We start from the raw sequence: 23,233 nt of genomic DNA, 5'->3' as shown, positions 1-23,233 counted from the left end.
ATGATCCTCCCTTGCCCGAAGGCATACGGACCGAACGCTAAAAAGAGGGTTAACTATTCGCCGCTAAGCCGGCGACGTTCACCGCAGGATGACCGCATGCCAAACCCGCCGCCAATCGACGACGCACCCGCTTATGTCGCACGCCGCGACCGTGCGATCCGCTTCGACGTGATCGTCGCGGTGGTGCTGGCGACATTGCTGTCGACCTGCTGGGCGATCACCGACTGGCACCGCGTCGGGCAACTGATCCTGCCCGATGCGGACGACATGATGCGGCTGGCGCAGGTCCGCGACTGGCTCAATGGCCAGGGCTTCAACGACTGGACGCAATACCGCATGGCGCCCCCGCTCGGCGCACCGATGCACTGGTCGCGGCTGAACGATTTCGGGATCGCCGGGATCATCCTTGCGGCGACGCCGCTGGTCGGCCGTCACGGTGCCGAACTGACTGCGGTGCTGCTGTACCCGGCGCTACTTTTTGCCTGCAACATATTCCTGTCGGCGCGGATCGCGCGCCGGCTATGGGGTAACGAGGCGGCGGTCGTGGCGGCCATTCTGGCAGGCCTCGCCTATCCCGGCATCACGCTGTTCATCCCGGGGCGAATCGATCACCACGCGCTCCAGATCGTGACAATCGAGATCGCGATCCTCGTGATGATGCGTCGGCCGACGATCGGCAGCGGCATCATGGCGGGTATTGCGGTCGCCGCCAGCCTCGTCATCGGACTGGAAACCGCGCCGCAAGTCGCCGCACTCGTCGCCACGCTGGCGATGTTCTGGGTCGTATCCGGCGACCGCGAACGGCTGCGTCTTACGGGATTCGCGGCAGCCCTTGCAGCGACGACCGGCGTCTTTCTGGTGGCGATGCGTCCCGGTTATTGGTCGCCTGCGCTGTGCGACGCCTTCACGCCGGCGTCGGCGACAGGCACGCTCGCCGTCGCCGCGTCGCTTGGCGCACTGGCAGCGGCGACACCGTGGCTGCGGACATGGCCATCGCGCATCGTCGTGGGCGGCGTGCTCGGAACGCTTGCACTGGGCGGGACGCTGGCCGCCTATCCGGGATGCCTGACCGGGCCGTACGGGATGGTCGACCCCTTCCTTCGTGCCGCCTTCCTCCCGCACATCGACGAAGCGAACAGCATTTTTGCGCAGGCGACGTTCGCCCGCACGCTGTCGATCGGCGGACTGCTGCTCGCGGGGTGCATCGCGTCGGCCTGGATGGTTGCACGCACGCCGAAGCGCTGGGCGGTTATGATGCCGCTCGTCGGCGTGATCGGCGTCTCGGCGCTCGTCTCGCTGTCACAGGCGCGGGGGACGTATATCGGCGCACCGACCGTCATACCGGTGCTCGCCGGCCTGATCCTGGCGGCGCGGCGTCGAACGACTTGGTCGACGCCCGCGCTGATCGGCGCCTGGCTGGTCTCGGCGGGCATCACCTATGCCGAGGCGCCCGTCGTCGCGGTCCGTGTCCTCAATCCCGGCGTGCGGATCCCGCCTGCGACGACGCCGCAGATCCTCTGCAACACCGGCGACGCCTGGGCGCAGGTCGATCGGTATCCGCCGGGCGTGGTGATGGCACCGACGAACATGGCATCCTATCTGATCGGCGCGACGCATCTGTCGACCGTCGGCGCCGGCTATCACCGCAACAACCGCGGCAACATGGCGATGTATCGCTATTTTCTGAGCCGCCCCGACCGCAGCGCGACGATCGCGCGCGTGGAACGTGACCTATGTCGCTTTCTGTCCAGGAGATTTTTCCGAGATCGACGTGACGCACAGCTATCCGAACAGTCTTGCGACGATGCTGCAAACCGGCCGGGCCCCGCCGGGCTTCGTACGTCTCCCCTTGCATGGGGCAAGACTCCGCCTCTATCGCATCCGATGACGACGTTGCGGTAGCGGGGAATGAGTGGACGACGGTAAGACGGGGCGGCTGAACTGGTGGCAGACGCGCGGCTTCGTCGTCGCGGTGGCGCTGGCGTCGATGATACCGTTGCTGTGGCCGGAAATCCCGCCGCTGGTCGACCTGCCGGGCCATATGGGGCGCTACCGCGTCCAGCTGGCGATCGGCGATAATCCCTGGCTTTCCCAGTGGTATAACTTCCATTGGCAGATGATCGGCAACCTCGGGATCGACCTGCTGATCGAACCGCTGGCGCCGATCTTCGGGTTGCAGCTGGCGGTGAAGCTGATCGTGATGGCGATCCCGGCGCTGACCGTGACCGGGCTGCTGTGGATCGCGCGCGAGGTGCACGGCCGAATCCCGGCGACCGCGCTGTTCGCGTTGCCGCTCGCCTATAGTTACCCGTTCCAGTTCGGATTCGTGAATTTCGCGCTCGCGATGGCGCTCGCGCTCAACCTGTTCGCGCTGTGGCTGCGGATGGGGCGGCTCGGGCGCACCAAGCTGCGCACCGCGATCTTCATCCCCGTCTCGTGCCTGTTGTGGCTGTGCCATACGTTCGGCTGGGGCGTGCTGGGCGTGCTCGCCTTCTCCGCCGAGCTGATCCGCCAGCATGACATCCGCCGCGACAGCGATCCCAAAAGCTGGGCGCATGGCTGGTTCAGGGCGTTCGTCCAGGCCGGGCTCAACTGCCTGCCGCTCGCACTGCCGATGGTGATGATGGTGGTGTGGCGCTCGGGCGATCATGTCGGCGGCAAGACGCAGGACTGGTTCAACTGGCGCTGGAAGATGAACTGGATCACGATGGTCCTGCGCGATCGGTGGATGGCGTTCGACATCGCGTCGGTGACGGTGCTGTTCGTGATCCTGTTCCGGGGCGTGCGCGACCAGACGATCGAATATTCGCGCAACCTGGGGCTGTCGGCGCTGTTCCTGGCGGCGGTGTACGTGCTGTTGCCGCGGATCGTGTTCGGGTCGGCCTATGCGGACATGCGGCTTGCCCCGTTCGTGCTGGCGATCGCGGTGATCGCGCTGCGGCCGCGGCATGGGCTGTCGTTGCGTGGGGCGGCGGTGCTCGCGGTGCTGGGGTTTGCGTTCTTCGGGGTGCGGCTGGCGGGGACGACGGTCAGCTATCTGATGTACGATCGCAGCTACGACCAGGCGATCGCGGCGATCGATACCGTGCCCGAGCGGTCTCGCGTGGTGTCGTTCGTCGGGCGGCGGTGTCGCGACGACTGGGCGTATTCGCGGCTCGAGCATGTGCCGGCGCTGCTGCTGGAGCGGCGGCTGGCGTTTACCAACGACCAATGGTCGATGGCGGGCGCACAGTTGCTGACGACCAACTATGCGGCGGCGAAGGGCTTTGCGCATGATCCGTCGGAGGTGGTGAGCGACGTCAAATGCCGCGGCCAGTTCTGGCGGCCGATCTCGATGGCGCTCGCGAAATTCCCGCGCGATGCGTTCGATTATATGTGGCTGATCCACCCGCAGAAGTTCGATCCGGCGCTGGTCCGCGACCTGACGCTGATCCGCCGCGATGGAACCAGCCTGTTGTACCGCGTCAACAAGCCTGCGGTTCGCCCCGCCGGAACGGAGTAAGCTCGCCGAGATACTCCTGCTGCTCGGCGACCGCCTCGCGTTCGCGGACGAGATAGTCGGCGATCGCGCGGCGGAAGCTTGGGTCGGGGATGTAGTGTGCGGAATAGGTCGCGACGGGCGCATAGCCGCGCGCGAGCTTGTGTTCGCCCTGCGCGCCGGCCTCGACGGTCTGCAGCCCCCGAGCGATGGCGGCGTCGATCGCCTGGTAATAGCAGACCTCGAAATGGAGGAACGGCACCTCCTCGGTCGCGCCCCAATAGCGGCCGTAAAGCGTGTCCTCCCCGATCAGGTTGAGGGCGCCGGCGATAGGGAGGCCGTCGCGCTCGGCAAGGATCAGCAGGATCTGGTCGCCCATCGTCTCGCCGATCTGGTCGAAGAACGCGCGCGTCAGATAGGGCTGCCCCATTTTCGCGCGCCCGTGTCCTGATAGAAGACCCAGAACGCGTCCCAGTGCGCGGGGGTGATCTCGGCGCCGGTGAGGTGACGGATCGTCAGGCCTTCTACCGCGGCGGCGCGTTCCTTGCGGATCGCTTTCCGCCTGCGGCTGGCGAGCACGGCGAGGAAATCGTCAAAGCTGGCATAGCCGTCGTTCTTCCAGTGGAACTGCGTGCCCTGCCGGATCAGCCAGCCCGCCGCCTCGAACAGCGCCACCTCGCCCGGATCGATGAAGGTCGCGTGCGCGGAGGACAGCCCGCTCTGGTCGGTCACCGCCTCCAGAGCGGCGATCAGCGCGGGGGCCTGCTCGCGGTCGCGAAGGAGGAGGCGCGGGCCCGGCACCGGGCTGAACGGCGCGGCGATCTGAAGCTTGGGATAATATTGCCCCCTGCCCGTTCCCACGCGTCGGCCCAGCCCTGGTCGAAGACGTATTCGCCCTGACTGTGGCTCTTGGCGTAGGCGGGCGCGATTCCCGCCGGTTTGCCGTCGGGGCCGTCGACCACGACCGGCAGCGCCTGCCAGCCGGAGCGGCCGCCGACGCTGCGCGATGTTTCGAGTGCGGAGAGGAAGGCGTGGCCGACGAACGGGTTGGCGGTGCCGGAGCACGCTTCCCAGTCCTCGGCCGCGATCGAGGTGACGCCTTGGGCGATGCGAGCAGTGACCGAATTCATCACTGCCTTAGGTAGAGACGCGAGGGCACGCCTCCAAGGAGGTCAGGCGGAAACCTGCACGATCGCGTCGATCTCGACAGCAGCACCGAGCGGGAGGACGGCAACGCCAACGGCCGAGCGCGCGTGCTTGCCGCTATCGCCGAAAAGCGCGACCATCAGCTCGGAGGCGCCGTTGGCGACCTTGGCCTGGTCGGTGAAGTCTCCGGTCGAGTTGACGAATACACCGAGCTTCACGATCCGCTCGACGCGGCCAAGCGTCCCGAGCGCCGCCTTCATCTGCGCGACCAGCATGAGCCCGCACAGCTGGGCGGCGTCCTGCGCGTCTTCGATCGAGACGTCGTCTCCCACGCGGCCCTTGACCAAGGCACCGTCCTTGAACGGCAACTGGCCCGAGATGTGGAGCATGCCGTTCGCCAGCACGGTCGGGACATAGGCGGCGACGGGCGCGGCAGCCTGGGGAAGGGTGAGGCCCAGCTCTTCGAGCTTGCGGTCGATACGATCGGTCATGGCGGAGGTATCACCACAGCGGTGGGGGATGGGTCAAGTGCGTGGGCACGCCCAACCCCTATCCTCCCCTGCAACGGGAGGTGGCGGCGCGCAGCGCTGACGGAGGGGTGACCCGCCCTCGATAGCGCGTCACCCCTCCGTCGCTTCGCGCCACCTCCCCTTGCAGGGGAGGATAGAGGGAATCAGGCGTTCGCCGGCACACCCGCTTCGAACCGCGCGGCGATCCAGTCCGCCGCCTCGCGCCAGTCGTCGATCCGCGCATGCGCTTCGGGCGCTTTCGGCACATTCACCGCCAACGTCGGCTCCGAGACCATGTGCAACCGGTGCACCCCCGGGGCGTGCTTCGCGACCGACTCGTGATGCACCGCCAGATCGTCAACGAACACCGTTACAGGCGACCCATATTCCTCAACCAGTCGCGACACCGGCGTGCCCTTGCCGCCCTGATTGCACTCGACGCGGTGGGCGATGCCGAACTTGGCAAGCTGCTCGATCCGCGGCTGGCGGCATTCGTCCTGGAGGTTGGTGAGGATGACGATGTCCGCGACCTGCGCCAGCCGCTCGAGCGCCTCGACCGCATGCGGGACCAGCGTCTGGCGATGCATCTCGGCGGGGAAGAACTCGCCGAGCATTGCCCACATGTCCTCGCGCGACGGCGGCGGGCCACCGTCACGCCGCGTCATCGCGGTCGAGAAATCGCCGTGCTGGATCGCAAAGTCGATATCGTGGCGCTCGTCGAGCCAGACGCCGAAATGCTTGACCATATGCAGCAGCACTTCGTCGCAATCGCTGATCAACAACGGCCTCATGCTTCGAAATCTCCTTGGTCCAGTCTGGCATGCGCGCGGACCAGCGCCTCGGGCTTCACACCGAGCGATTCGGCGCACGCAATCAGATCCGGCTCGTGGTTTTCGAGAAAGCCGAGCGCCGCCGACAGCACGGTCGGGTCACTCGCCCTTGCGCGGAGATCGTGCGGCTCGAGGCCGGTGACCGACAACAGCCGCATCGCGCGGTCGGGCTCGACCAGCGTCCATACCAGCGCGCGCAGGGCGAGCGCTTCGGCGTCTTCGTTTGAATCGCGGTCGCGCATTGCCTATCGTGCCCTCTTTCCGGATAAGGTGCGGCGGTGACAAAGAAGGTGCTCGTTGTCGAGGACAACGAACTGAACCTCAAACTATTCTGCGATTTGCTGCGCGCGCACCAGTTCGCCGTCGAACCCGTGCGCGACGGCCGCGAAGCCGTTGCGCGGGCACGGGATTTCGTACCCGACCTGATCATCATGGACATCCAGATGCCGCACGTCACCGGCTACGAGATCATCCTCGAACTGAAGGCGGACGAGGAGCTGCGCGCGATCCCGGTGATGGCGGTAACGGCGTATGCCGGGCGCGAGGACGAGGAACGGATACGGGCTGCGGGCGCGGATTCGTATGTGTCGAAGCCGATCAGTCTGGCGCGGTTCATGGATGCGGTCGGGGCGTTGATCTGAGGCGGGAGCGGAAACGCGCCGTTCGCCTCGACCCGCCTTACCGCCTCAACCCATGATTTAGTGCCTACCCCCCACCCCCGTTCGTGCTGAGTAGAGACCGAGTAGCTCCGCCAGGAGTGTATCGAGGGCGCGTATCGAAGCATGGGTTCCCCGCGCCAACCTGTCCTTCGATACGCCCTCTCGATACGCCGCCTGCGGCGACTACTCGATGGCTACTCAGGACGAACGGGGAGGGTCGGGCGTACGCGCCCCACCCCGGCACCCCAGCGAAAGCAGGGGTCTCCCCGTTGCGGGCGTACCCTCGCGGCGGGAGATCCCAGCTTTCGCTGGGATGACGGACGTTCCGGACACAAACGCCAAAAGCCGCGGAATTACCCGCGGCTTTCACGATCTTCGCAATCAGACGGCGGTTCGCACCGCCAACCCGATTACTTGATCTTGGCTTCCTTGAACTCGACATGCTTGCGCACGACGGGATCGTACTTCGAGAAGGAGAGCTTCTCCGTCTTGGTACGGGGATTCTTCTTGGTGACGTAGAAAAAGCCGGTGTCAGCGGTGCTGAGCAGCTTGATCTTTACGGTGGTCGGCTTGGCCATGAGCCCAATTCCTATGGCTTGAAAATGCGAAAGCGGCGAACTGACGCCGCCGCTCCATCAGGGGCGGCGCATGGCGGACGTAAGGAACGAAGTCAAGCTTTACGGCCCCCGCATCCGCCACGACGCCGCATTTAACCCGCTATTCACCACCGCAAGCGCATCATATCGTCAGATAAAAAGGAGCGGGATGATGGGGCAGGCGCTACGACTCACCGAGATGGTACCCGCGGACATAGGACGAGATCGACGCCATGATCGCGGTGAAGGCCGATCTCGCCGCGCGAATCGCCGCGATCGATGTCCGAGCGCCCTATTCCCGCCCCTGTGACATCGCCACCGAAATCGATGCGATCCGCGTGATCGCGCACAGCAACGGCCTCAATCCCGCGGTCACCGTCGCGCACTTCGTTGATTCGGCGCTCTCGCGTGGCGAGCATGGCGCGCTGGTGCATGGCTGGCTGGCGATCCTGCGCGATGCGGTCGGCTGCGAGCGGCAGGACGTCCAGGCGTGCCACGCGTTCGCCGCCGCCTGTTCGGTGCGTCTTGCGGGATAATCCATGGACGCCTTGATGGCGGCCCTCGTCGCGGCCGCGCTGGCGCAGGTCGGCGACCGCACCGCGTGGCTCGCGGCGATCCTGTCGGACCGGTACGCAAAGCCGGGGCTGGTGATCCTGATGGCCGCGGTAGCCTTGCTCTCGGCGAGCGGCCTCGCGGCGACGCTCGGCGCGATCATCGGGCCGAAGCTCGCGCCCAACGCACAACAGCTCATGCTCGCGCTCGCGCTGCTGTTGCAGGGCGGCGGGTCGTTCTTTCCGGCCAAGGCGCCCGAGCGGCTGACCGGCTGGAAGATCGGCGCGCTCGCGACCACCGCACTCGGCCTCTTCATCCTCGCGTTCGGCGACGGCGTGCAGTTCATCGTCCTGACGCTCGCCGCGCGGACCCCCGTCCCTGCGCTGGCCGCGATCGGCGCGACGATCGGCTCGCTGGTGGTGATCGTCCCCGCAGCCTTGATGGGCGAAGCCGCATGGCTGAAACTTCCGCTCAAGCCGCTCCGTATCGCCATCGGCATCGTATTCGTGATCTTCGGCCTCGTCCTCGCGCTCAGCGCGCTCCGGCTCGTTTGACGGGAGGAGCATTTTCGCGTTCGGATCGTTTACGCAACGATCTTCAAAACCGGAGCTAGCCATGGCCGATATCAACCCCGCCCTCGACACGCCGACCGACCTGCCGAGCAACAGCACCAAGTCGGTCGCCGACGCGCTGAACGCCGCGCTCGCCGATTGCTACGCGCTGTATCTCAAGACCAAGAACTTCCACTGGCACATGTCGGGGCCGCATTTCCGCGATTACCACCTGCTGCTCGACGACCAGTCCGCGCAGATCCTCGGCACCACCGACGCGATCGCCGAGCGCGTGCGGAAGACGGGCAACACCACGTTGCGCTCGATCGGCGACATCTCGCGCCACCAGACGATCGCGGACAACGACATGGCGTTCGTCGGCCCGACCGAGATGCTCGCCGAACTGCGCGAGGACAATCTGAAGCTCGTCGAGCAGTTCCGCATCGTCAAGGACGCCGCCGACGCCGCCAAGGACAATGCGACCAGCGGGATCGTCGACGAGTGGACGGATCATGCCGAAGAACGCGCTTGGTTCCTGTTCGAGGCCAGCCGCAAGGGCTGATCGTTACAGTAAGGGAACAATCAGGCAGCCGCACCGGTTCAGCGACCCTATCGAAAACAGGAGTCCGTCATGCTGAAGCTCGCAATCACCTTTCTCGTCATCGGCGCCGTGCTCGCGCTGCTCGGCTTTGGCGGCATCGGCGGCGCGTTCATCGGCATCGCGAAAATCCTGTTCTTCATCGCGATCGCGCTGTTCGTGATCTTCCTCGTGCTCGGCCTGCTCGCGGGCAAGGGCATCAAGAACGCGGTCGACTAACGCGGATATCGCTTGCGACTCGCATAGAGCCGCCAAACATGTAGCCTCTGCCGGAAACGGTGGAGGCTATATGCATTTCTGGATCTCGATCCTCGCACTCGCGGCCTTGCCGGCCTCGTCGCTCGCGGCCGTTCCCGACGAGACGCGGTCCGCCGTTCCCGGCGTGGCGTCACCGAACGCGAACATCGATTCGCTCGCGTGGCTGGAGGAAGCTGGCGCGGTCCCGGTCTCGGCGGCGATGCCATCGAAGTCTATTCCGCGCCCGAAGCCGGTCAGATCACGGGACATTTCACCCAGACGCAAGAGGGCAAGGTCGCTTTTTACGAACTGATCCAGATCGTCCCCGTCGGTAAATCGCTGGCCTATCGGCTGCGTCATTTCAACGCCGACCTGACCGGCTGGGAAGATAAAACGCGTAAGCCGGAAAGCTTCGCGCTCGTCGCGATCGAGAAGGACGCGATCCATTTCGACGGTCTGACGATGCGGCGACTCGGGCCCAACCGCATCGACGTCTGGGTACGGATCGATGGCAAGGCGCCGCACGAGGCGCTCTTCAGCTACACGCGCACGCGGTGAAGATGCCCGCGTTGAACGGGTTCGCGGAGCGGCGGCGGCTTCCCGTGCGTTGACGACCGATGCACGCTTTGCCGCCCTGCTCGACTCGCTCACCTACACCCGGTCGCGCAACGCGAAGCTGAAACTGATCGCGGATTACCTGCGCGCCACGCCCGACCCCGATCGTGGCTGGGCGATGGCGGCGTTGACCGGCGATCTCGATCTCAAGGGCGTGAAATCGGCAGTCATCCGAGGACTAATCGAGGAGCGCGTCGACCCGGTGCTGTTCCGGATGAGTCGCGACTATGTCGGTGATACCGCGGAGACGGTGGCGCTGCTCTGGCCCGAACCGACGGTGCCGGTCGACCCCACACCCCTGTCGATTACCGATGTCGTCGAGCGGTTGGCGGCGCTGTCGCGTGCCGATGCCCCCGCCGCGCTGGCCGACATGCTCGACCGATCCGATGCCGAGGAGCGGTTCGCGTTGCTCAAGATGGCGACCGGCGCGCTGCGGATCGGCGTTTCCGCGAGGCTGGCGAAGACCGCGCTGGCCGACGCGTTCGGGCTCGATGTCGATGCGGTCGAGGAGGTCTGGCATGGGCTGGATGCACCCTATCCGAGCCTGTTCGCCTGGGCCGAGGGCACGGGCGAGCAGCCGACGCCGGCCGACGTGCCCGTGTTCCGGCCGTTCATGCTCGCGCACGGACTGGAGGATCTGCGTGTCGATCTCGCCGACTATGCGGCCGAGTGGAAATGGGACGGCATCCGCGTGCAGATCGTCCATGTCGCCGGCGAGACGCGACTCTATAGCCGCACCGGCGACGACGTGACGGGCAGCTTTCCGGAAATCGCCGCCGCATTCCGGACGCCGGGGACGGTCGACGGCGAACTGCTGGTGAAGGGCGAGCATCAGGGCGGCACGCTGGAGGATGGCGGCGGCGCGGCGAGCTTCAACGCGCTCCAGCAAAGGCTTGGCCGCAAGACCGTGTCGGCGAAGATGCTGGCGGAGTACCCCGCGTTCGTCCGGCTCTACGATCTGTTGATCGATGGCGAGGAGGATCTGCGCGCGCTGCCGTGGACCGAACGGCGCGCGGCTGGAGGCATTCATGCCGCAACTCGATCCCGAGCGGTTCGACCTGAGTGCGGTCATAGAAGCGCAGGACTTCACCGCGCTGGAAGCGATCCGCGCAACCTCGCGCGATGCCGCAATCGAGGGCGTCATGCTCAAGCGCCGCGACTCGCCCTATGTCGGCGGCCGCCGTGCGGGTCTCTGGTACAAATGGAAGCGCGATCCGCTGACCGCCGACTGCGTCATGATGTACGCGCAGCGAGGCTCGGGGCGCCGCTCGTCCTATTATTCGGACTATACGTTCGGCTGCTGGACCGAGGACGGCGAGCTGCTGCCCGTCGGCAAAGCGTATTCCGGGATTACGGATGAAGAGCTGAAAATGCTCGACAGCTTCGTCCGCAATCATACGCAGAACCGTTTCGGCCCGGTCCGCGAGGTCGAGAAGACGCTGGTGCTGGAGATCGCGTTCGATTCGCTCCACGATCTCGAAACGTCACAAATCGGGCGTGGCGATGCGTTTCCCGCGGATCGCGCGGATCAGGACGGACAAGCCCGCGGCGGAGGCCGATCGGATCGAGACGCTCAAACGGATGATCACGTAATCCGCGCGTCATGAAAGCGCATGGGAGGGCGGCCTATCGCCGCCCGATCGTAATACGCATAAGAATGGTCCGGTGAACATGACGAAGCATTCCCGCACCGTCGTGGCACGGCGCGTCCGCCGTGGCGCCTGGGTCACCGGGATCATCTCGGGGATCGTCGTGCTGTTCGTCTACCTCGCCGGCTATTTCGACCGCGATCCGGTGCATGTGTATCCGGCGCTCGGCGTGCACGCGTCCGGACCGCCGCCAATCGCGGTGGTCAATTTTTCGGGCGACATGGGGCTGCGCTTCCTGCTCGGCGCATCGACGTCGCGGGGGCTGACCGAGCACGGCATCCCGGTCGTCGGGATCACCACGCCCGCGCTGTTCGCACATCATGTCACGCGCGCCGAGCTCGATGCGATCATCGCGGAGGGCATCCGGACCGCGCTGGCGCGGACCGGCGCGAAGCGGATCGTGGTAATGGGGCAGTCCTACGGCGCGGATATCGTCCAGACCGGTCTCGCCAACCTGCCGGCGGCCTTGCGCCCCCGCGTTGCCGCGATCGTGCTGATCCTGCCGGGGGACACAGTGTTCTACCGCGCCGATCCGTCCAGCCTGCTCTACGATCATGGCACCCCCGACAGCATGGGGGTGACGACGGGGAACCAGCTGACCTGGGCGCCGGTCACGTGCATCTATGGGGTGGAGGAAACCGACAGCCTGTGTCCGCTGCTGACGACGCCGAACGCGCGGAAGATCGGGATGCCGGGGGGCATAATATCCGTCACGACGCCGATGGCCTGCTCGCGCATGTGCTGACCGCGATCCGGTCGGTTTCACCCTAGGCCGGCGAAGCGTTCGACTGATGGTCAGGCCGTGATGCGCGCGATCAACGCCATTGCGGCCTGGGGAGCACGCACCTTCGCACCGTTGATGAAGAACATAAACGTCTCACGGGGCTGGTTCGGCGGCGTGGCATCCTCGACATAGGGTAGCCCCTGCGGTCTGCCACCAGCAGCCCAGATCTTCGCTTTGCCGGCCCAGTCGTCGAGCGCGGTCGGGGCGTAGCCGGCGACGAAGCGCTCCTCCGCATCCTCCAGTCGCGCATAGACGAAGTCACCGGTGATGTCAGCGATCGCCGGGTATTCGGCGGATTGCGCGAACACGATCGCGACCCCCGCATCGCGGCACATCGCGACGAATTCGGGCACCGCGAAACTCTCATGCCGGACCTGGACCGCATGACGCAGCGCGACGCCGTCCTGCCGATCGGGCAACAGTTTCAGGAACGCGGCGAAATCGTCCGCATCGAAAGTCTTGGTCGCCATGAACTGCCACAGGATCGGCCCGAGCCGGTCGCCGAGTTCGACGATCCCCTGCCCGGTGAACCTGGCGATCGACTCCCCCGCCTCCGCGAGCACCTTGCGATTGGTGCAATAGCGCGAGGCCTTGAGCGAGAAGACGAACCCGTCGGGCACCGCCTTGGCCCAGGCGGCGAACGTCGCGGGCTTCTGGCGGCCATAATAGGTGCCGTTGATCTCGATCGCGGTGACGTGACCGGCCGCATAGTCGAGTTCGCGCTTCTGCGGCCATTTCTCGGGATAGAAGGTCCCGCGCCACGGCTCGTAGGTCCAGCCGCCAATACCGATTCTGATGGTCATGCCGTATGTCTAGCGCGTCGGCGGCCGCGCTGGCGACATCGCTTCGGCGTTTTGGCGCAAAACCCCAAAAACCCCGACGGCCTGCGCCATCGGGGTTTCGTACCGCCTGAACGACGGGGCGGCGGATCCGATCGGCATCGTCATCCTTTGGGGGCGATGCCGATGCCGGGGCTCGGATTACTGAAGCAGCTTCAGGACGCTCTGCTGGCTCTGGTTCGCCTGGCTGAGCATCGCCGTCGATGCCTGGCTCAGGATCTGTGCCTTGGCGAGCGCAGTCGTTTCCGACGAGAAATCGGTGTCTTCGATGCGGCTCTTGGCGTCCGACAGGTTGGTGGAGTTGGACGTCAGGTTGTTGACCGCCGACTGGAGCTGGTTCTGCGCCGCACCGAGGTTCGCACGGCGGTTCGAGACGTTCGAGATCGCGGTGTCGTAGTCGGCCAACGTGCCTGCCGAACCGCCGGTGGTCACGACCGTGCCCACGCCGGTGGCAGCAACGGAAAGATCGCCGCCGAGGTCCAGCACAATCGCATCGGTCGAGTTCGCGCCGGCCTGGATCGAAACCTTGCCGTCGGTGCCCGCACCCGCCTTGCCATCAAACAATTTGACGCCGTTGAAAGCGGTGTTCGACAGGACGTTGGTGATCTGCGTCGACAATGCGTCCTGCTCTGCCTTGATGTTCTTCTGATCGTCCACCGAATACGTGCCGTTGCCCTTCTGGACTTCGAGTTCACGCATGCGCTGGAGGTTGTTGGTGACCTCGTCGAGCGCGCCCTCTGCGGTCTGCGCCATCGAGATGCCGTCGTTGGCGTTGCGGATGCCCTGGTTCATGCCCTTGATCTGCGACGTCATCGACGACGAGATGGCGAGGCCGGCGGCGTCGTCCTTGGCCGAGTTGATGCGCTTGCCGGTCGACAGACGCTCCATCGACGTTGCGAGCATGTTCGAAGCCGAGGTCGAAGCGTTCTGGGCGCGCAGTGCCGAGACGTTGGTACCGATGACAGTCATTGCGAAATCTCCGTGAATGTTCAGACGATCCGCGCCGCCCCCATGGCGAAGTCCCGTGCCGTCAGAGTGAGTAACGGCCGGGTCGAAGCGGGCTTTAGAAAAAAATTGCAGGCCCCGACCGCGTTCGGATCGCCTCGCACGTAGGCGGGACGCGTGCTCGCAGGCAGGACGCGCGTGTGGGTGAGCCCGTGTGTCCGCGCGAACGCGCCCGGATAAAATTTGCCGGCAGACGGCAGCGTTTAACCACAAGTTTACCACCAATGCCCCAATCGACGAATCGTCCAGGGGGAACACCATGCGTTCGATTTTTCCATCAGCCGCAGTCACTTCGCGGAAATACGCGCTCGTCTCGTCGCTGCGCGCGCAGGGTTTCGGCGTGGGCTCGTTCGCCACCGCCCAACCCGGCCCGAACGATCTGTTCCTCGTCGCGGATGGCGAGGGTATCACCGCCCCTGCCCGCACCGTCGTGATCGGCTGCGAAGGCCGCGAAGTCACCCCGTCGCGCGCTGGCGCACCGGCGCGGATCAGCTTTGCCGCCGAGGATACCGCGGTCGGCAACGGCTTCGCGCGTGCCCTGATCGGTGGCCCGGAAATGCCGACCGCCGCAGACCCCGAGTCGCTCGCGCTGCTCGCCCTCGCGGAGCGCGTCGCCACCGCCGACATCACCGTGCTGATCAACGGGCCGACCGGCACCGGCAAGGAAGTGCTTGCTCGCGCCATCCACAATGGCTCCGCGCGGAAGGACAAGCCGTTCATCGCGATCAACTGTGCTGCGCTCCCCGAATCGATGCTCGAGGCGCTGCTATTCGGCCACCAGAAGGGTGCGTTCACCGGTGCGTCGTCGGGCGGCGACGGATTCTTCCGGGCAGCCAATGGCGGCACGATTTTGCTCGACGAAATCGCCGAGATGCCGCTCCAGTTGCAGGCGAAGCTCCTCCGCGTGTTGCAGGAGCGCGAGGTCGTGCCGCTCGGCGCGTCGGTGCCGCAGCCGATCGACGTCCGCGTGATCGCCTGCGCCAACCGCGACCTCCACGCCGAAGTCGCTGCCGGTCGGTTCCGCGCCGATCTCTATTACCGCCTCGCCGTGTTCCCGCTCGCGACCAAGTCGCTGGCCGAGCGCCCGCAGGACATCCCCGCGCTCGCCGCGACGCTGATCCTGCGTCACGCCGGCAGCCGCAACGTCATTCCCTGGCCGAGCCATGCGGCGATCGAGCTGCTGATGCTGCACGACTGGCCAGGCAACGTCCGCGAACTGGAGAACGTGATTCAGCGCGCGCTGCTGTTCTGCGGCGGCGACACGATCGAGGCGAACCACATCGTGTTCGATCGCCCGGTGACGATGACGTTCCAGCGCACCGTGGCCGTGACTCAGCTCGCGCCTGTCACGGCACCGTCGGAACCCGAGACGCCCCCGGGACTCTGGGTAACATCGTCCAGATGAGCGAATTCGCCGCGATCCGCGAGACGCTGAGGGCGTGCAACGGCAGCCGGATCGAGACCGCCAAGCGTCTCGGCATCTCCGAACGCACGCTGCGCTATCGCCTCGCCAAGGCGCGCGAGCAGGGTGACGATATCGGCAGTGTCCATAACTGGGCCGCCTCGGCATGAGCGGCGTCTCGGGCATCGGTGGCGGCGCAATGAGCGTCGACCGCGTGATGGCGCTGCGCTCGCAGATCCTCGAACGCAACCAGGCGCTGTCGCGCGCCGGGGCGGCCGGGAACGTCGCACCGACCGAAACGGTCAAGCCGACCAGCTTTGCCGATTCGATGGAAACCGCGCTGAAGAGCGTCAACGACGGCCAGACCCAGGCCGCCAAGCTCAGCGAAAGCTATGAGCGCGGCGAGACGGTCGACATCGCGAAAGTGATGCTCGCCCGCCAGCAGGCGTCGGTTGGGTTCGAGGCGACGTTGCAGGTCCGCAACAAGCTGCTGTCCGCCTACAAGGATATCATGAGCATGCCGGTCTGACATGAGCACCGCACTCATCCCCACTTCGCCCGGCGGCACCGAACGGTTCGCCAACCCCCTCCAGCAGATCAAGGGCGCGTTCGCGCAGCCCGCGGTTCGTCGTTCGTTGCCGATGGCGCTGATGGTCGGGCTGATCGCAGCCGCCGCGCTCGCGTGGATGAGCCTGTCGACGCCGACGCAGAAGACGCTGTTCAGCGGCCTGCCCGACTCGGACAAGGCTGCGGTCACCTCCGCGCTGACCACGGCCAACATCAAGAGCCATATCGACGAAGGCACCGGCGCACTGACCGTCGGCGAGGAAGACTATAGCCGTGCGAAGATGCTGCTCGCGGGCCAGGGCCTGCCGAAAGCAGCACCGGGCGGCTACGCGATCCTCGACCAGTTGCCGATGGGCGTTTCCCGCGCGGTCGAAGGCGAACGCCTCCGCCAAGCGCGCAGATCCGAGATGGCGAAGTCGATCGAGGAGATCGACGCCGTCGCCGAGGCACGCGTGCATCTGGCGATGCCCGAAGCGTCGGTGTTCGTCCGGGACAATGCCTCGCCGTCCGCGTCGGTGATCCTGAAATTGCAGGGCGGGCGTTCGCTGAGCGATGCGCAGGTCAGCTCGATCATCAACCTCGTCGCCTCGTCGGTGCCGGGGATGAAGCCCGAGGCCGTGACGATCGTCGACCAGATGGGCGCTTTGCTCACCAAGGCCGGCGGCAACGACGGCGCCGGTGCAGCCAGTGACGCGCGGATCGATATCCAGCGCCGCGTCGAGGACAAGTATCGCACGCAGCTGATCGCGCTGCTGACGCCGCTGGTCGGCGCAGGCAACTTTACCGCGGAAGTGCAGGCCGACGTCAATCTCGACGAGAGCCAGGCAACGCGCGAGAGCTATGAAAAACAGGGCGTCCTCCGCGCCGAGACGGGCAACTGGACCGGCAACCAGAAGGACGGCGCGGGCGCTGCTCCAGGCGGCATTCCCGGCGCGCTGAGCAACACGCCACCCGCCGCCAGCACCTTGTCGACGCCGCAGGCTGCGACCGGCAATCCCGGTACGGCCGCACAGCCGGTCGCCGGTGGCCCCGCCCCCGACGCGATGAAGCAGTCCGACCAGTATCAGCGCGCCTATGACCTCGGTCGCGAAGTATCGGTCACGCGTGCCACGCCGGGCGGGGTCAAGCGCCTGTCGGTCGCCGTCCTGCTGCGCGATCCCGACAAGGGCCGCCGCACCGCGATGGAGATCAACCAGATCAGCGATCTCGTGAAGAGCGCGGTCGGCTTCGATCAGGCACGCAACGACAACGTCACGGTCATCAGCCGCAAGTTCGCGGGTGCCGCCGATACCGCTGCCGGCCCCGCCTGGTACGACAATGCGTGGCTGCCGGTGCTCGCGCGCAACGGCACCGCGATCCTGATCGCGCTGCTGGTGCTGCTGCTCGGCGTCCGTCCGATCGCCAAGGCGCTGATGAAGAAGCGCGACGAAGCGACGTCGCGGCCGGCGCTGGGCCAGCCGATCGGCGGGGTCGACGGCGAAGGTGGCGTGACCGGGATCGGTGTCGCCGCCCCAGTCAGCCTCGACCAGCTCGAAAACACGCGCGGCTATGACGACCGGATCGGTGCGGTCCGCGGCTTCACCCGTGACAATCCCACGCGCGCAGCCCTCGCCGTGCGCGACATGATCAAGGCCGACGCGAAGTGAGCGACGTTGCGATCCGCACCTACACCGGCGTCGAGCGCGCCGCGGTACTGATGATGCTGGTCGGCGAGGAGGAGGCCGCCGCCATCCTCCAGAAGCTCGACCCCGAGGAAGTGCGTCAGCTTGGCGCGGCGATGTTCAAGGTCGCCGACGTGTCCGAGCAGGAAGTCGAGGACGTGCTCGACGATTTCGTCGGCCACGCACGCGAGCGCACCGCGATCGGCTTCGACCCGCGCCCGCAGATCGAGGCGGTGATGAACCGCGCGCTTGGTCGCGAAAAGGCCGAGAGCGTGCTCGCGCGGATCACCCCGGCCGAAGCCGCCTGCGAACTCGAGCTGCTCGACTGGCTCGACGCGCCCGAGATCGCCGCGATGATCGAGAAGGAACATCCGCAGATCGCCGCCGTCCTGATCGCCAATCTCGACGCGTCGATCGGCGGCCAGGTGCTCGAGCTGCTGCCGGATGCGGTCCAGCCCGACATTCTCCATCGCATCGCGCGGCTCGGGCCGATCACGCCCGAGGCGGTCGATACGCTGCGCACCTTGCTCGCCAACCGCACCGCTTCCGCGCCCGGCGGCGCCGGCGTTACGTTGGGTGGCACGCGCGAGGCCGCCAAGATCCTGTCGGGCGCACGAAAAGCGACCGAGCAGCGCGTCATGCCGAAGCTGTTCAAGATCGACCGCGAAGTAGCGAAGGCGATCGAGGAAGCGATGTTCATCTTCGACAATCTGCTCGACCTCGACGACAAGAATCTGGGCACGTTGATCCGCAACGTCGACAGCGAGATCCTGACCAAGTCCTTGAAGGGCGTCGACGAGACGATCCGCAACCGCTTCCTCGGCTGCATGTCGGCGCGCGCCGCCGACGGTATCCGCGACGAGATGGAAGCGCGCGGGCCGATGAAGCTCGCCGAAGTGCTCGAAGCGCAGAAGGCGATGATCGCGATCGCGCGCGGCTCGCAAAGGACGGCACGATCCAGATGGGCGGGGGCGAGGACGATTATGTCTAACGGGTTCACGGCGGGCTTCGCGTCGCGCCACACGACGACCGCGAACATCCTGGCCAGCGCGTTCGCACCGCCGTCCGGCTTTGCCGCCGCGGATATCCGCGAGCGCGCGACGGTGCGTCCGGCTACCTTCGCGTCCCCGAACTTCACGACGGAGCCGAGCGCCCCGAAGCATTTCAGCCCGGCGGACAAGGACGTGAACCCGACCGCCGGCTGGGATCCGCTCGATCCGGTCAGCGAGTCGTCGTTCATCGATCCGCTCGCCGACGCACATGCCGCCGGCTATGCAGAGGGTCTCGCCGCTGCTGCTGCCGCCGCGCGTGATGCGGGCGCACGCGACGCGGCCTTGCTCGGCGACCTTGCGACCGCGCTCGGCGCCGACCGGATCGACCGCGAACGGATCGCAGGGCAGCTCCGTCAGACCGTGCTGTTCCTCGTCTCGAAGCTTGTCGGTGAAGTCGGTATCGCCCCCGACGTCCTCGCCGGCCGGATCGAAACCGCCGCCGAACTCCTGTCCGACTCCGCCGAATTCGCGCTGCTCCGCGTCCACCCGGACGACGTAGCGCTACTCGAAGGCCGCCTGCCGAAGACAATCTTCGCGGCCGGTGATCCCGGCGTCGCGCGCGGCAGCTTCGTGCTCGAAAGCGCATCGACCATCGTCGAGGACGGCCCCGAGCTCTGGCTCGACCAGTTGGCGCACGCGATCGACCGCGTGCCGGTGCCCAAATGTTGAACCGCTTTACCGCCGATTATCTCGAAACCCTCTCCAACGCCGATTTCGTCGCCAAGCCCAAGGTTTCCGGCCGCCTCGCGTCGTTCGATGGGCTCCTGATGGAAGCGGTCGGACTGACATTGCCGGTCGGCACCGTCTGCCAGGTCGGCGAGGGCGATGCGAGCGTCGAGGCCGAGGTCATCGGCTTCCGCAACGGCCGCACCTTGATGATGAACCTTGGCGGTGCCGCCGCGCTCCTCCCGCGGGCGCCGGTCAAGCCGATCGGCGCGCCGGGCGAAGCCGAAGTCGGCGCGGCATTGCTCGGTCGCGTCGTCGACGGCGCCGGCAAGCCGATCGACGGGCTCGGCCCGATCCGCGGCGCCGGTCGCTGGCCGCTTGCCGGCAAACTCCAGTCGCCACTCGACCGTGGCCGCGTACTCGAACCGCTCGACGTCGGCGTTCGCGCGATCAACGGCCTGCTGACGATCGGCCAGGGCCAGCGTGTCGGCATCATGGCGGGCTCGGGCGTCGGCAAGTCGGTGCTGCTCGGCATGATCGTCCGCGCCGCGCAGGCCGACGTGATCGTCATCGGCCTGATCGGCGAGCGCTCACGCGAAGTCGCCGACTTCCTGGAAACCAAAGTCGCAGGCGCAGCGCGGAAACGTTCGGTCGTCGTCGCAGTCCCCGCCAACCACTCGCCGGTCCTCCGCATCCGCGGCGCGCTCCGCGCGCATGCGATCGCCGAATCCTTCCGCGACGAGGGCAAGAAGGTCCTGCTGATCATGGATTCGCTGACCCGCGTCGCGCATGCCGGCCGCGAGATCGGCCTCGCGCTCGGCGAACCCGCGTCCGCGCGGTTATCCCCCGAGTGCCATCGCGATGCTGCCGAACCTGATCGAGCGCGCCGGCGTCGACGTCCACACCGGCGGATCGATCACCGCGATCTACACCGTGCTGGCGGACGGCGATGACGGCAACGACCCGGTGGTCGACTCGGCCCGCTCGATCCTCGACGGCCATATCGTCCTCAACCGCCAGCTCGCCGAGCGCGGCGTGTATCCGGCGATCGACATCGGCCCGTCGGTCAGCCGTGTCATGACCGATATCGTCGACGCACCGCATGCCAAGGCTGCACGGACCTTGCGTCGCCACCTCGCGACCTATGAGGAAAACCGCGATCTCGTGCTGATGGGTGCCTACCGTCACGGCGCCGATCCGGCGATCGACGCGGCGATCGCCTGCCACCCGGCGGTCATGGAATATATCCGCCAGGATGCCGACGAGACCGTTTCGCTGAACGACGCCGTCGCCGAGCTGACCGGCGTGTTCGGCGGCTGAGATGGACAAGCGCGGCAAGACCCTCGCGCGCATCCACCGCGTCCGCACGCTCCAGCTCGGGCTGACCCGCGCCGACGAAGCGCGCGCGCACGACAAGTTCGCCAGCGAACAACTCTTGTCCGGGCGTATCGCGCTGCTCGTCGAGGCGGTCGCGCCGGTCCACGAGACGCAGGTCGCGGTATCGCTGGGCGCCGCCGCGCATTACCGCGAACGCCTGCAGAAATCCGCCGACGCCGCAGTCGAGCGCATGCAGGCGGCCGAACACCAGGTCGACCGCGCCGCGGAAGCGACGCGCGCCGCCAAGCGTGATCAGACCGCGGTCGAGAAGCTGCTCGCACGCGCCGACGCCGATGCTGTGCTGAAGGCGATCCGCGCAATGGAGGAATCGCCCGCCTTCCGAAGGGTTCGGCACGATCCTTGCTGAGCGGGAGCCGACGGCGCCATACCGCCACCCGAACGAGTATCCTGCATGATCCAGACCGCGACTCTTTCTCCCATGCTGCCGGCCCAGGCGCGGTCGACGACCGTGCCAAATGGTCCGACACCGGGCGATTTCGCGGGTTCCTTCGCGCAGGCGAACGACGACGCTGCCGCGGAGGGTGCGCCGACGACGCCGGCTCCGATCGACGCGATCCCGGCGCTGTCGGCCGGCACGATCGTCCGGCAGGACGCCGCCGCGACCGGCAACACCTTGCCGACCCCGATCGTGACGGAGGCCGCACAGCCGATCGTCCCGGCGATCGTCACCCTCCTCGCCGAACCGCTTGCGGCAGGTCTGCGCCCGACATCGCCAACGCTCGTACAGCCAATAATCCCGGCAACTCCGGAGCCCGCGACGCCTGACATCGTCAAACGCACCATCGCCCCGCGTCCGAGCCCCAGTGCGGCGCGTCCCGCGGCGTTCGCGATCGCGCCCCGCGGCGGCAAGGCCAAGAACGACACCCCGACGACCCCGTCGGACGACACCGCCGACGCGACACTCGCCGATCAACCGGCCCTCCCCGATCAGCCCATGATCGCGCAGCCCACGCTCGCTCCTCCCCTTGCGCAGGCAAACCCGGACATCCCGCTAGTCGCGTCCCCCGCACCTTCGCAGCCCCCGAAGCCGCCAAGATGATCGTGGCCGAGAACGCCGTCGTCCCCGCCGGATCGGCGATTGTTGGCGCGAAACCCAGCGCTACCGGTGCGGCGGACGCAAAGCCTCTCGTGGCGGCGGAACCGGACCTCACGACCTCGATCACCCCGGCCCCCGGCAATCCCGCAGCGCGACGAAGCTCGCACAGGCCGAACGGGCTGTGTCAACAGCGATCCCCGTCGCGCCACCCGCACTTCTGCAAAATCCGATCGCGCTACGCCCAGTCGCACAGCCCAGCGCCCTACCCGTCGCCACAGCCTCGCCGCAACCTGCGGTGGGAGCCGTCGACCGTAGCCAGATCTCTCCGCGAAAGGTCACGCCGGTCGCCCTGACGCCCGCCACCCCGGTCATCACTACGCCCGTCGCGCCACCCGCACTTCTGCAAATCCCGATCGCGCTACGCCCAGTCGCACAGCCCAGCGCCCTACCCGTCGCCACAGCCTCGCCGCAACCTGCGGTGGGAGTCGTCGACCGTAGCCAGATCTCTCCGCGAGAGGTCACGCCGGTCGCCCTGACGCCCGCCACCCCGGTCATCACCACGCCCGTCGCGGCTCCGCCGTTGCAGATCATGGCGCTAGCGGGGACCGTGCCCGTCGCACCACAAATCTCGAGCGTGAGTCCCCCACTTGGTCTTGCGTGCGAACCCGGTTCGACCGCGCAATCGTCGCTGCCAGCACCAGACGCCGACACCGCGCCGGCCACGCCGCGCTGGGTCGCGACCGACGCGACGACCCCGGTGGCGCTAACGCTCGCGCAGCCTGCCGCGATCCAGCCGCAACCGGGCACCGTCGCGTCCGCCAGCCAGGTATTCGGCGCCGCGATCCAGGCCGCCACCAAGGCGCGCGACGAGCGCGACACGCCCGATCCGACCGCGCCATCGGTCGCTGCCGGAGCACCTATATCGGCGCCTGCGATCAAGACCGCCGAGGCGCAACAAGCCCCGCTCGACATGCGGCAGGAGCGCTGGCCGCACGCGATGATCGAGCGCATCGAGATCTTGCGCGACGCCGCCGATGCGACCGATACGCGGATCCGTCTGATCCCCGACGCGCTCGGCGCGATCAACGTCTCGATGCGCAAGGATGGCGAAACCGTCCACGTCCATTTCAACGCCGAGCAGGCCGCGACCCGGACGCTGCTGGCCGACGCACAACCGCGCCTCGCCGAGCTGGCCGAAGCGCGCGGACTTAAGCTTGGCCAAGGCGCGCTCGGTGACGGCAATGCCGGCTCCGGCCAGCAGCGCGCGCCCACCCCATCACAGATTCCGAATCGCACGACGACGACGGCCGCGATGATCGCGGACGCCGCCGACGACACCCGAATCGCTTGACCCGAAGGACCCTGACATGAGCGACAAAAGAAACTTCAGACGCCGCCCCGAA

The 23,233-nt window shown here is 66.9% G+C and carries 23 protein-coding genes and 5 pseudogenes; 19 read left to right on the top strand and 9 right to left on the bottom strand.

The window, feature by feature from the left end; genetic code table 11:
• Nucleotides 1–96: 96 nt before the first annotated feature.
• A complete protein-coding gene (locus tag QP181_RS16035) occupies nucleotides 97–1,902 on the top strand; it encodes a hypothetical protein (RefSeq protein ID WP_333929157.1) in 1,806 nt (601 codons plus the stop codon).
• An 85-nt stretch (nucleotides 1,903–1,987) separates the two neighbouring features.
• Nucleotides 1,988–3,502, top strand: a complete 1,515-nt coding sequence (locus QP181_RS16030; RefSeq protein WP_333929660.1) for a hypothetical protein — start codon at nucleotides 1,988–1,990, stop codon at nucleotides 3,500–3,502.
• Here the strand turns inward: QP181_RS16030 and QP181_RS16025 are convergent.
• From QP181_RS16025 to QP181_RS16000, 6 genes and pseudogenes are all read right to left on the bottom strand, one after another.
• A pseudogene (locus QP181_RS16025) lies at nucleotides 3,465–3,956 on the bottom strand (GNAT family N-acetyltransferase); the annotation flags it as partial. The gene QP181_RS16030 and the pseudogene QP181_RS16025 overlap by 38 nt on opposite strands.
• Entirely contained in the window at nucleotides 3,890–4,210 is a 321-nt protein-coding gene (locus QP181_RS16020) for a peptidogalycan biosysnthesis protein (RefSeq protein ID WP_333929156.1), read from the bottom strand. The pseudogene QP181_RS16025 and the gene QP181_RS16020, both read right to left, overlap by 67 nt.
• Nucleotides 4,211–4,227: 17 nt before the next feature.
• Nucleotides 4,228–4,608 carry a peptidogalycan biosysnthesis protein gene (locus QP181_RS16015; RefSeq protein WP_333929155.1) on the bottom strand — a complete coding sequence of 127 codons (381 nt, stop codon included), beginning with the start codon at nucleotides 4,606–4,608 and terminating at the stop codon, nucleotides 4,228–4,230.
• Nucleotides 4,609–4,650: 42 nt separating this feature from the next.
• A complete protein-coding gene (locus tag QP181_RS16010) occupies nucleotides 4,651–5,115 on the bottom strand; it encodes a RidA family protein (protein ID WP_333923797.1) in 465 nt (154 codons plus the stop codon).
• Nucleotides 5,116–5,297: 182 nt separating this feature from the next.
• Nucleotides 5,298–5,924, bottom strand: a complete 627-nt coding sequence (locus QP181_RS16005) for an HAD family hydrolase (RefSeq protein ID WP_333923796.1) — start codon at nucleotides 5,922–5,924, stop codon at nucleotides 5,298–5,300.
• On the bottom strand, nucleotides 5,921–6,205 hold the full coding sequence (locus QP181_RS16000) for a DUF3572 domain-containing protein (protein ID WP_132897501.1): 285 nt from the start codon (nucleotides 6,203–6,205) through the stop codon (nucleotides 5,921–5,923). Before QP181_RS16000 ends, QP181_RS16005 begins: the two co-directional genes overlap by 4 nt.
• Before the next feature lie 36 nt (nucleotides 6,206–6,241).
• On the opposite strand from QP181_RS16000, the gene QP181_RS15995 reads away from it, so the two are divergent.
• Nucleotides 6,242–6,604, top strand: a complete 363-nt coding sequence (locus tag QP181_RS15995) for a response regulator (RefSeq protein WP_132742468.1) — start codon at nucleotides 6,242–6,244, stop codon at nucleotides 6,602–6,604.
• Between the two features lie 428 nt (nucleotides 6,605–7,032).
• Here the strand turns inward: QP181_RS15995 and rpmG are convergent, their stop codons facing one another.
• Nucleotides 7,033–7,200, bottom strand: coding sequence for a 50S ribosomal protein L33 (gene rpmG / locus QP181_RS15990; RefSeq protein ID WP_055881863.1), 168 nt, complete (start codon nucleotides 7,198–7,200; stop codon nucleotides 7,033–7,035).
• 251 nt (nucleotides 7,201–7,451) lie between these two features.
• On the opposite strand from rpmG, the gene QP181_RS15985 reads away from it, so the two are divergent.
• From QP181_RS15985 to QP181_RS15955, 7 genes and pseudogenes are all read left to right on the top strand, one after another.
• Complete coding sequence (locus tag QP181_RS15985) at nucleotides 7,452–7,754, top strand: hypothetical protein (protein WP_277983720.1); 303 nt, start codon at nucleotides 7,452–7,454, stop codon at nucleotides 7,752–7,754.
• 3 nt (nucleotides 7,755–7,757) lie between these two features.
• Nucleotides 7,758–8,324, top strand: a complete 567-nt coding sequence (locus tag QP181_RS15980) for a TMEM165/GDT1 family protein (RefSeq protein ID WP_333929154.1) — start codon at nucleotides 7,758–7,760, stop codon at nucleotides 8,322–8,324.
• A 61-nt stretch (nucleotides 8,325–8,385) separates the two neighbouring features.
• The gene (locus tag QP181_RS15975) at nucleotides 8,386–8,883 is read left to right on the top strand and encodes a Dps family protein (RefSeq protein WP_333929153.1); all 498 of its coding nucleotides are present in this window, start codon (nucleotides 8,386–8,388) and stop codon (nucleotides 8,881–8,883) included.
• Nucleotides 8,884–8,952: 69 nt separating this feature from the next.
• The gene (locus tag QP181_RS15970) at nucleotides 8,953–9,138 is read left to right on the top strand and encodes a DUF1328 family protein (RefSeq protein ID WP_107955576.1); all 186 of its coding nucleotides are present in this window, start codon (nucleotides 8,953–8,955) and stop codon (nucleotides 9,136–9,138) included.
• A gap of 198 nt (nucleotides 9,139–9,336) precedes the next feature.
• Nucleotides 9,337–9,714, top strand: a complete 378-nt coding sequence (locus QP181_RS15965; protein WP_333929151.1) for a DUF6265 family protein — start codon at nucleotides 9,337–9,339, stop codon at nucleotides 9,712–9,714.
• Nucleotides 9,715–9,763: 49 nt separating this feature from the next.
• A pseudogene (locus QP181_RS15960) lies at nucleotides 9,764–11,364 on the top strand (cisplatin damage response ATP-dependent DNA ligase).
• Between the two features lie 78 nt (nucleotides 11,365–11,442).
• Nucleotides 11,443–12,165: an AcvB/VirJ family lysyl-phosphatidylglycerol hydrolase gene (locus QP181_RS15955; protein WP_333929150.1), complete on the top strand. Its 723-nt coding sequence runs from the start codon at nucleotides 11,443–11,445 to the stop codon at nucleotides 12,163–12,165.
• Between the two features lie 50 nt (nucleotides 12,166–12,215).
• Here the strand turns inward: QP181_RS15955 and QP181_RS15950 are convergent, their stop codons facing one another.
• On the bottom strand, nucleotides 12,216–13,007 hold the full coding sequence (locus tag QP181_RS15950) for a DUF72 domain-containing protein (protein WP_333929149.1): 792 nt from the start codon (nucleotides 13,005–13,007) through the stop codon (nucleotides 12,216–12,218).
• A 177-nt stretch (nucleotides 13,008–13,184) separates the two neighbouring features.
• Nucleotides 13,185–14,012 (bottom strand): flagellin N-terminal helical domain-containing protein, encoded by an 828-nt coding sequence (locus QP181_RS15945; protein ID WP_333929148.1) that lies wholly within the window; start codon nucleotides 14,010–14,012, stop codon nucleotides 13,185–13,187.
• A gap of 295 nt (nucleotides 14,013–14,307) precedes the next feature.
• Here QP181_RS15945 and QP181_RS15940 point away from each other — a divergent pair.
• The 9 genes and pseudogenes from QP181_RS15940 to QP181_RS15900 all read left to right on the top strand — a co-directional run bounded on the left by QP181_RS15940 (nucleotide 14,308) and on the right by QP181_RS15900 (nucleotide 23,181).
• Nucleotides 14,308–15,620: pseudogene (locus tag QP181_RS15940) on the top strand (sigma-54 interaction domain-containing protein).
• A complete protein-coding gene (gene fliE / locus QP181_RS15935; RefSeq protein ID WP_120299622.1) occupies nucleotides 15,617–15,979 on the top strand; it encodes a flagellar hook-basal body complex protein FliE in 363 nt (120 codons plus the stop codon). Before QP181_RS15940 ends, fliE begins: the two are co-directional and overlap by 4 nt.
• Nucleotide 15,980: 1 nt before the next feature.
• Nucleotides 15,981–17,663, top strand: coding sequence for a flagellar basal-body MS-ring/collar protein FliF (fliF, locus tag QP181_RS15930; protein ID WP_333929147.1), 1,683 nt, complete (start codon nucleotides 15,981–15,983; stop codon nucleotides 17,661–17,663).
• Nucleotides 17,664–17,713: 50 nt separating this feature from the next.
• Nucleotides 17,714–18,669, top strand: a pseudogene (fliG, locus tag QP181_RS15925) (flagellar motor switch protein FliG).
• A complete protein-coding gene (locus QP181_RS15920) occupies nucleotides 18,662–19,399 on the top strand; it encodes a FliH/SctL family protein (protein WP_333929146.1) in 738 nt (245 codons plus the stop codon). The pseudogene fliG and the gene QP181_RS15920 overlap by 8 nt, the downstream one beginning before the upstream one ends.
• Nucleotides 19,393–20,716 (top strand): annotated as a pseudogene (locus QP181_RS15915) (FliI/YscN family ATPase). The gene QP181_RS15920 and the pseudogene QP181_RS15915 overlap by 7 nt, the downstream one beginning before the upstream one ends.
• Before the next feature lies 1 nt (nucleotide 20,717).
• On the top strand, nucleotides 20,718–21,140 hold the full coding sequence (locus tag QP181_RS15910; protein ID WP_333929145.1) for a hypothetical protein: 423 nt from the start codon (nucleotides 20,718–20,720) through the stop codon (nucleotides 21,138–21,140).
• Between the two features lie 45 nt (nucleotides 21,141–21,185).
• Complete coding sequence (locus QP181_RS15905) at nucleotides 21,186–21,833, top strand: hypothetical protein (RefSeq protein ID WP_333929144.1); 648 nt, start codon at nucleotides 21,186–21,188, stop codon at nucleotides 21,831–21,833.
• A gap of 178 nt (nucleotides 21,834–22,011) precedes the next feature.
• Nucleotides 22,012–23,181 (top strand): flagellar hook-length control protein FliK, encoded by a 1,170-nt coding sequence (locus QP181_RS15900; RefSeq protein WP_333929143.1) that lies wholly within the window; start codon nucleotides 22,012–22,014, stop codon nucleotides 23,179–23,181.
• Nucleotides 23,182–23,233 lie beyond the last annotated feature (52 nt).

The organism is Sphingomonas sp. LR55 (assembly GCF_036856015.1).
In the GTDB taxonomy this organism is placed as follows: domain Bacteria; phylum Pseudomonadota; class Alphaproteobacteria; order Sphingomonadales; family Sphingomonadaceae; genus Sphingomonas.
Note: the sequence above shows the minus strand (reverse complement) of the source record. Positions and strands in the feature narration are given on the sequence as shown.

Bases quoted from the DNA above. Each gene is read 5' to 3' on its own strand.
- QP181_RS16010 (WP_333923797.1), bottom strand. From the start codon at position 5,115: ATGACCGATCGTATCGACCGCAAGCTCGAAGAGCTGGGCCTCACCCTT.
- fliE (WP_120299622.1), top strand. From the start codon at position 15,617: ATGAGCGGCGTCTCGGGCATCGGTGGCGGCGCAATGAGCGTCGACCGC.
- QP181_RS15910 (WP_333929145.1), top strand. From the start codon at position 20,718: ATGGACAAGCGCGGCAAGACCCTCGCGCGCATCCACCGCGTCCGCACG.
- QP181_RS16005 (WP_333923796.1), bottom strand. From the start codon at position 5,924: ATGAGGCCGTTGTTGATCAGCGATTGCGACGAAGTGCTGCTGCATATG.
- QP181_RS16000 (WP_132897501.1), bottom strand. From the start codon at position 6,205: ATGCGCGACCGCGATTCAAACGAAGACGCCGAAGCGCTCGCCCTGCGC.
- QP181_RS16015 (WP_333929155.1), bottom strand. From the start codon at position 4,608: ATGAATTCGGTCACTGCTCGCATCGCCCAAGGCGTCACCTCGATCGCG.
- QP181_RS16035 (WP_333929157.1), top strand. From the start codon at position 97: ATGCCAAACCCGCCGCCAATCGACGACGCACCCGCTTATGTCGCACGC.
- QP181_RS15970 (WP_107955576.1), top strand. From the start codon at position 8,953: ATGCTGAAGCTCGCAATCACCTTTCTCGTCATCGGCGCCGTGCTCGCG.
- rpmG (WP_055881863.1), bottom strand. From the start codon at position 7,200: ATGGCCAAGCCGACCACCGTAAAGATCAAGCTGCTCAGCACCGCTGAC.
- QP181_RS15950 (WP_333929149.1), bottom strand. From the start codon at position 13,007: ATGACCATCAGAATCGGTATTGGCGGCTGGACCTACGAGCCGTGGCGC.
- QP181_RS16030 (WP_333929660.1), top strand. From the start codon at position 1,988: ATGATACCGTTGCTGTGGCCGGAAATCCCGCCGCTGGTCGACCTGCCG.
- QP181_RS15980 (WP_333929154.1), top strand. From the start codon at position 7,758: ATGGACGCCTTGATGGCGGCCCTCGTCGCGGCCGCGCTGGCGCAGGTC.
- QP181_RS15945 (WP_333929148.1), bottom strand. From the start codon at position 14,012: ATGACTGTCATCGGTACCAACGTCTCGGCACTGCGCGCCCAGAACGCT.
- QP181_RS15955 (WP_333929150.1), top strand. From the start codon at position 11,443: ATGACGAAGCATTCCCGCACCGTCGTGGCACGGCGCGTCCGCCGTGGC.
- QP181_RS15975 (WP_333929153.1), top strand. From the start codon at position 8,386: ATGGCCGATATCAACCCCGCCCTCGACACGCCGACCGACCTGCCGAGC.
- fliF (WP_333929147.1), top strand. From the start codon at position 15,981: ATGAGCACCGCACTCATCCCCACTTCGCCCGGCGGCACCGAACGGTTC.
- QP181_RS15985 (WP_277983720.1), top strand. From the start codon at position 7,452: ATGATCGCGGTGAAGGCCGATCTCGCCGCGCGAATCGCCGCGATCGAT.
- QP181_RS15920 (WP_333929146.1), top strand. From the start codon at position 18,662: ATGTCTAACGGGTTCACGGCGGGCTTCGCGTCGCGCCACACGACGACC.
- QP181_RS15905 (WP_333929144.1), top strand. From the start codon at position 21,186: ATGATCCAGACCGCGACTCTTTCTCCCATGCTGCCGGCCCAGGCGCGG.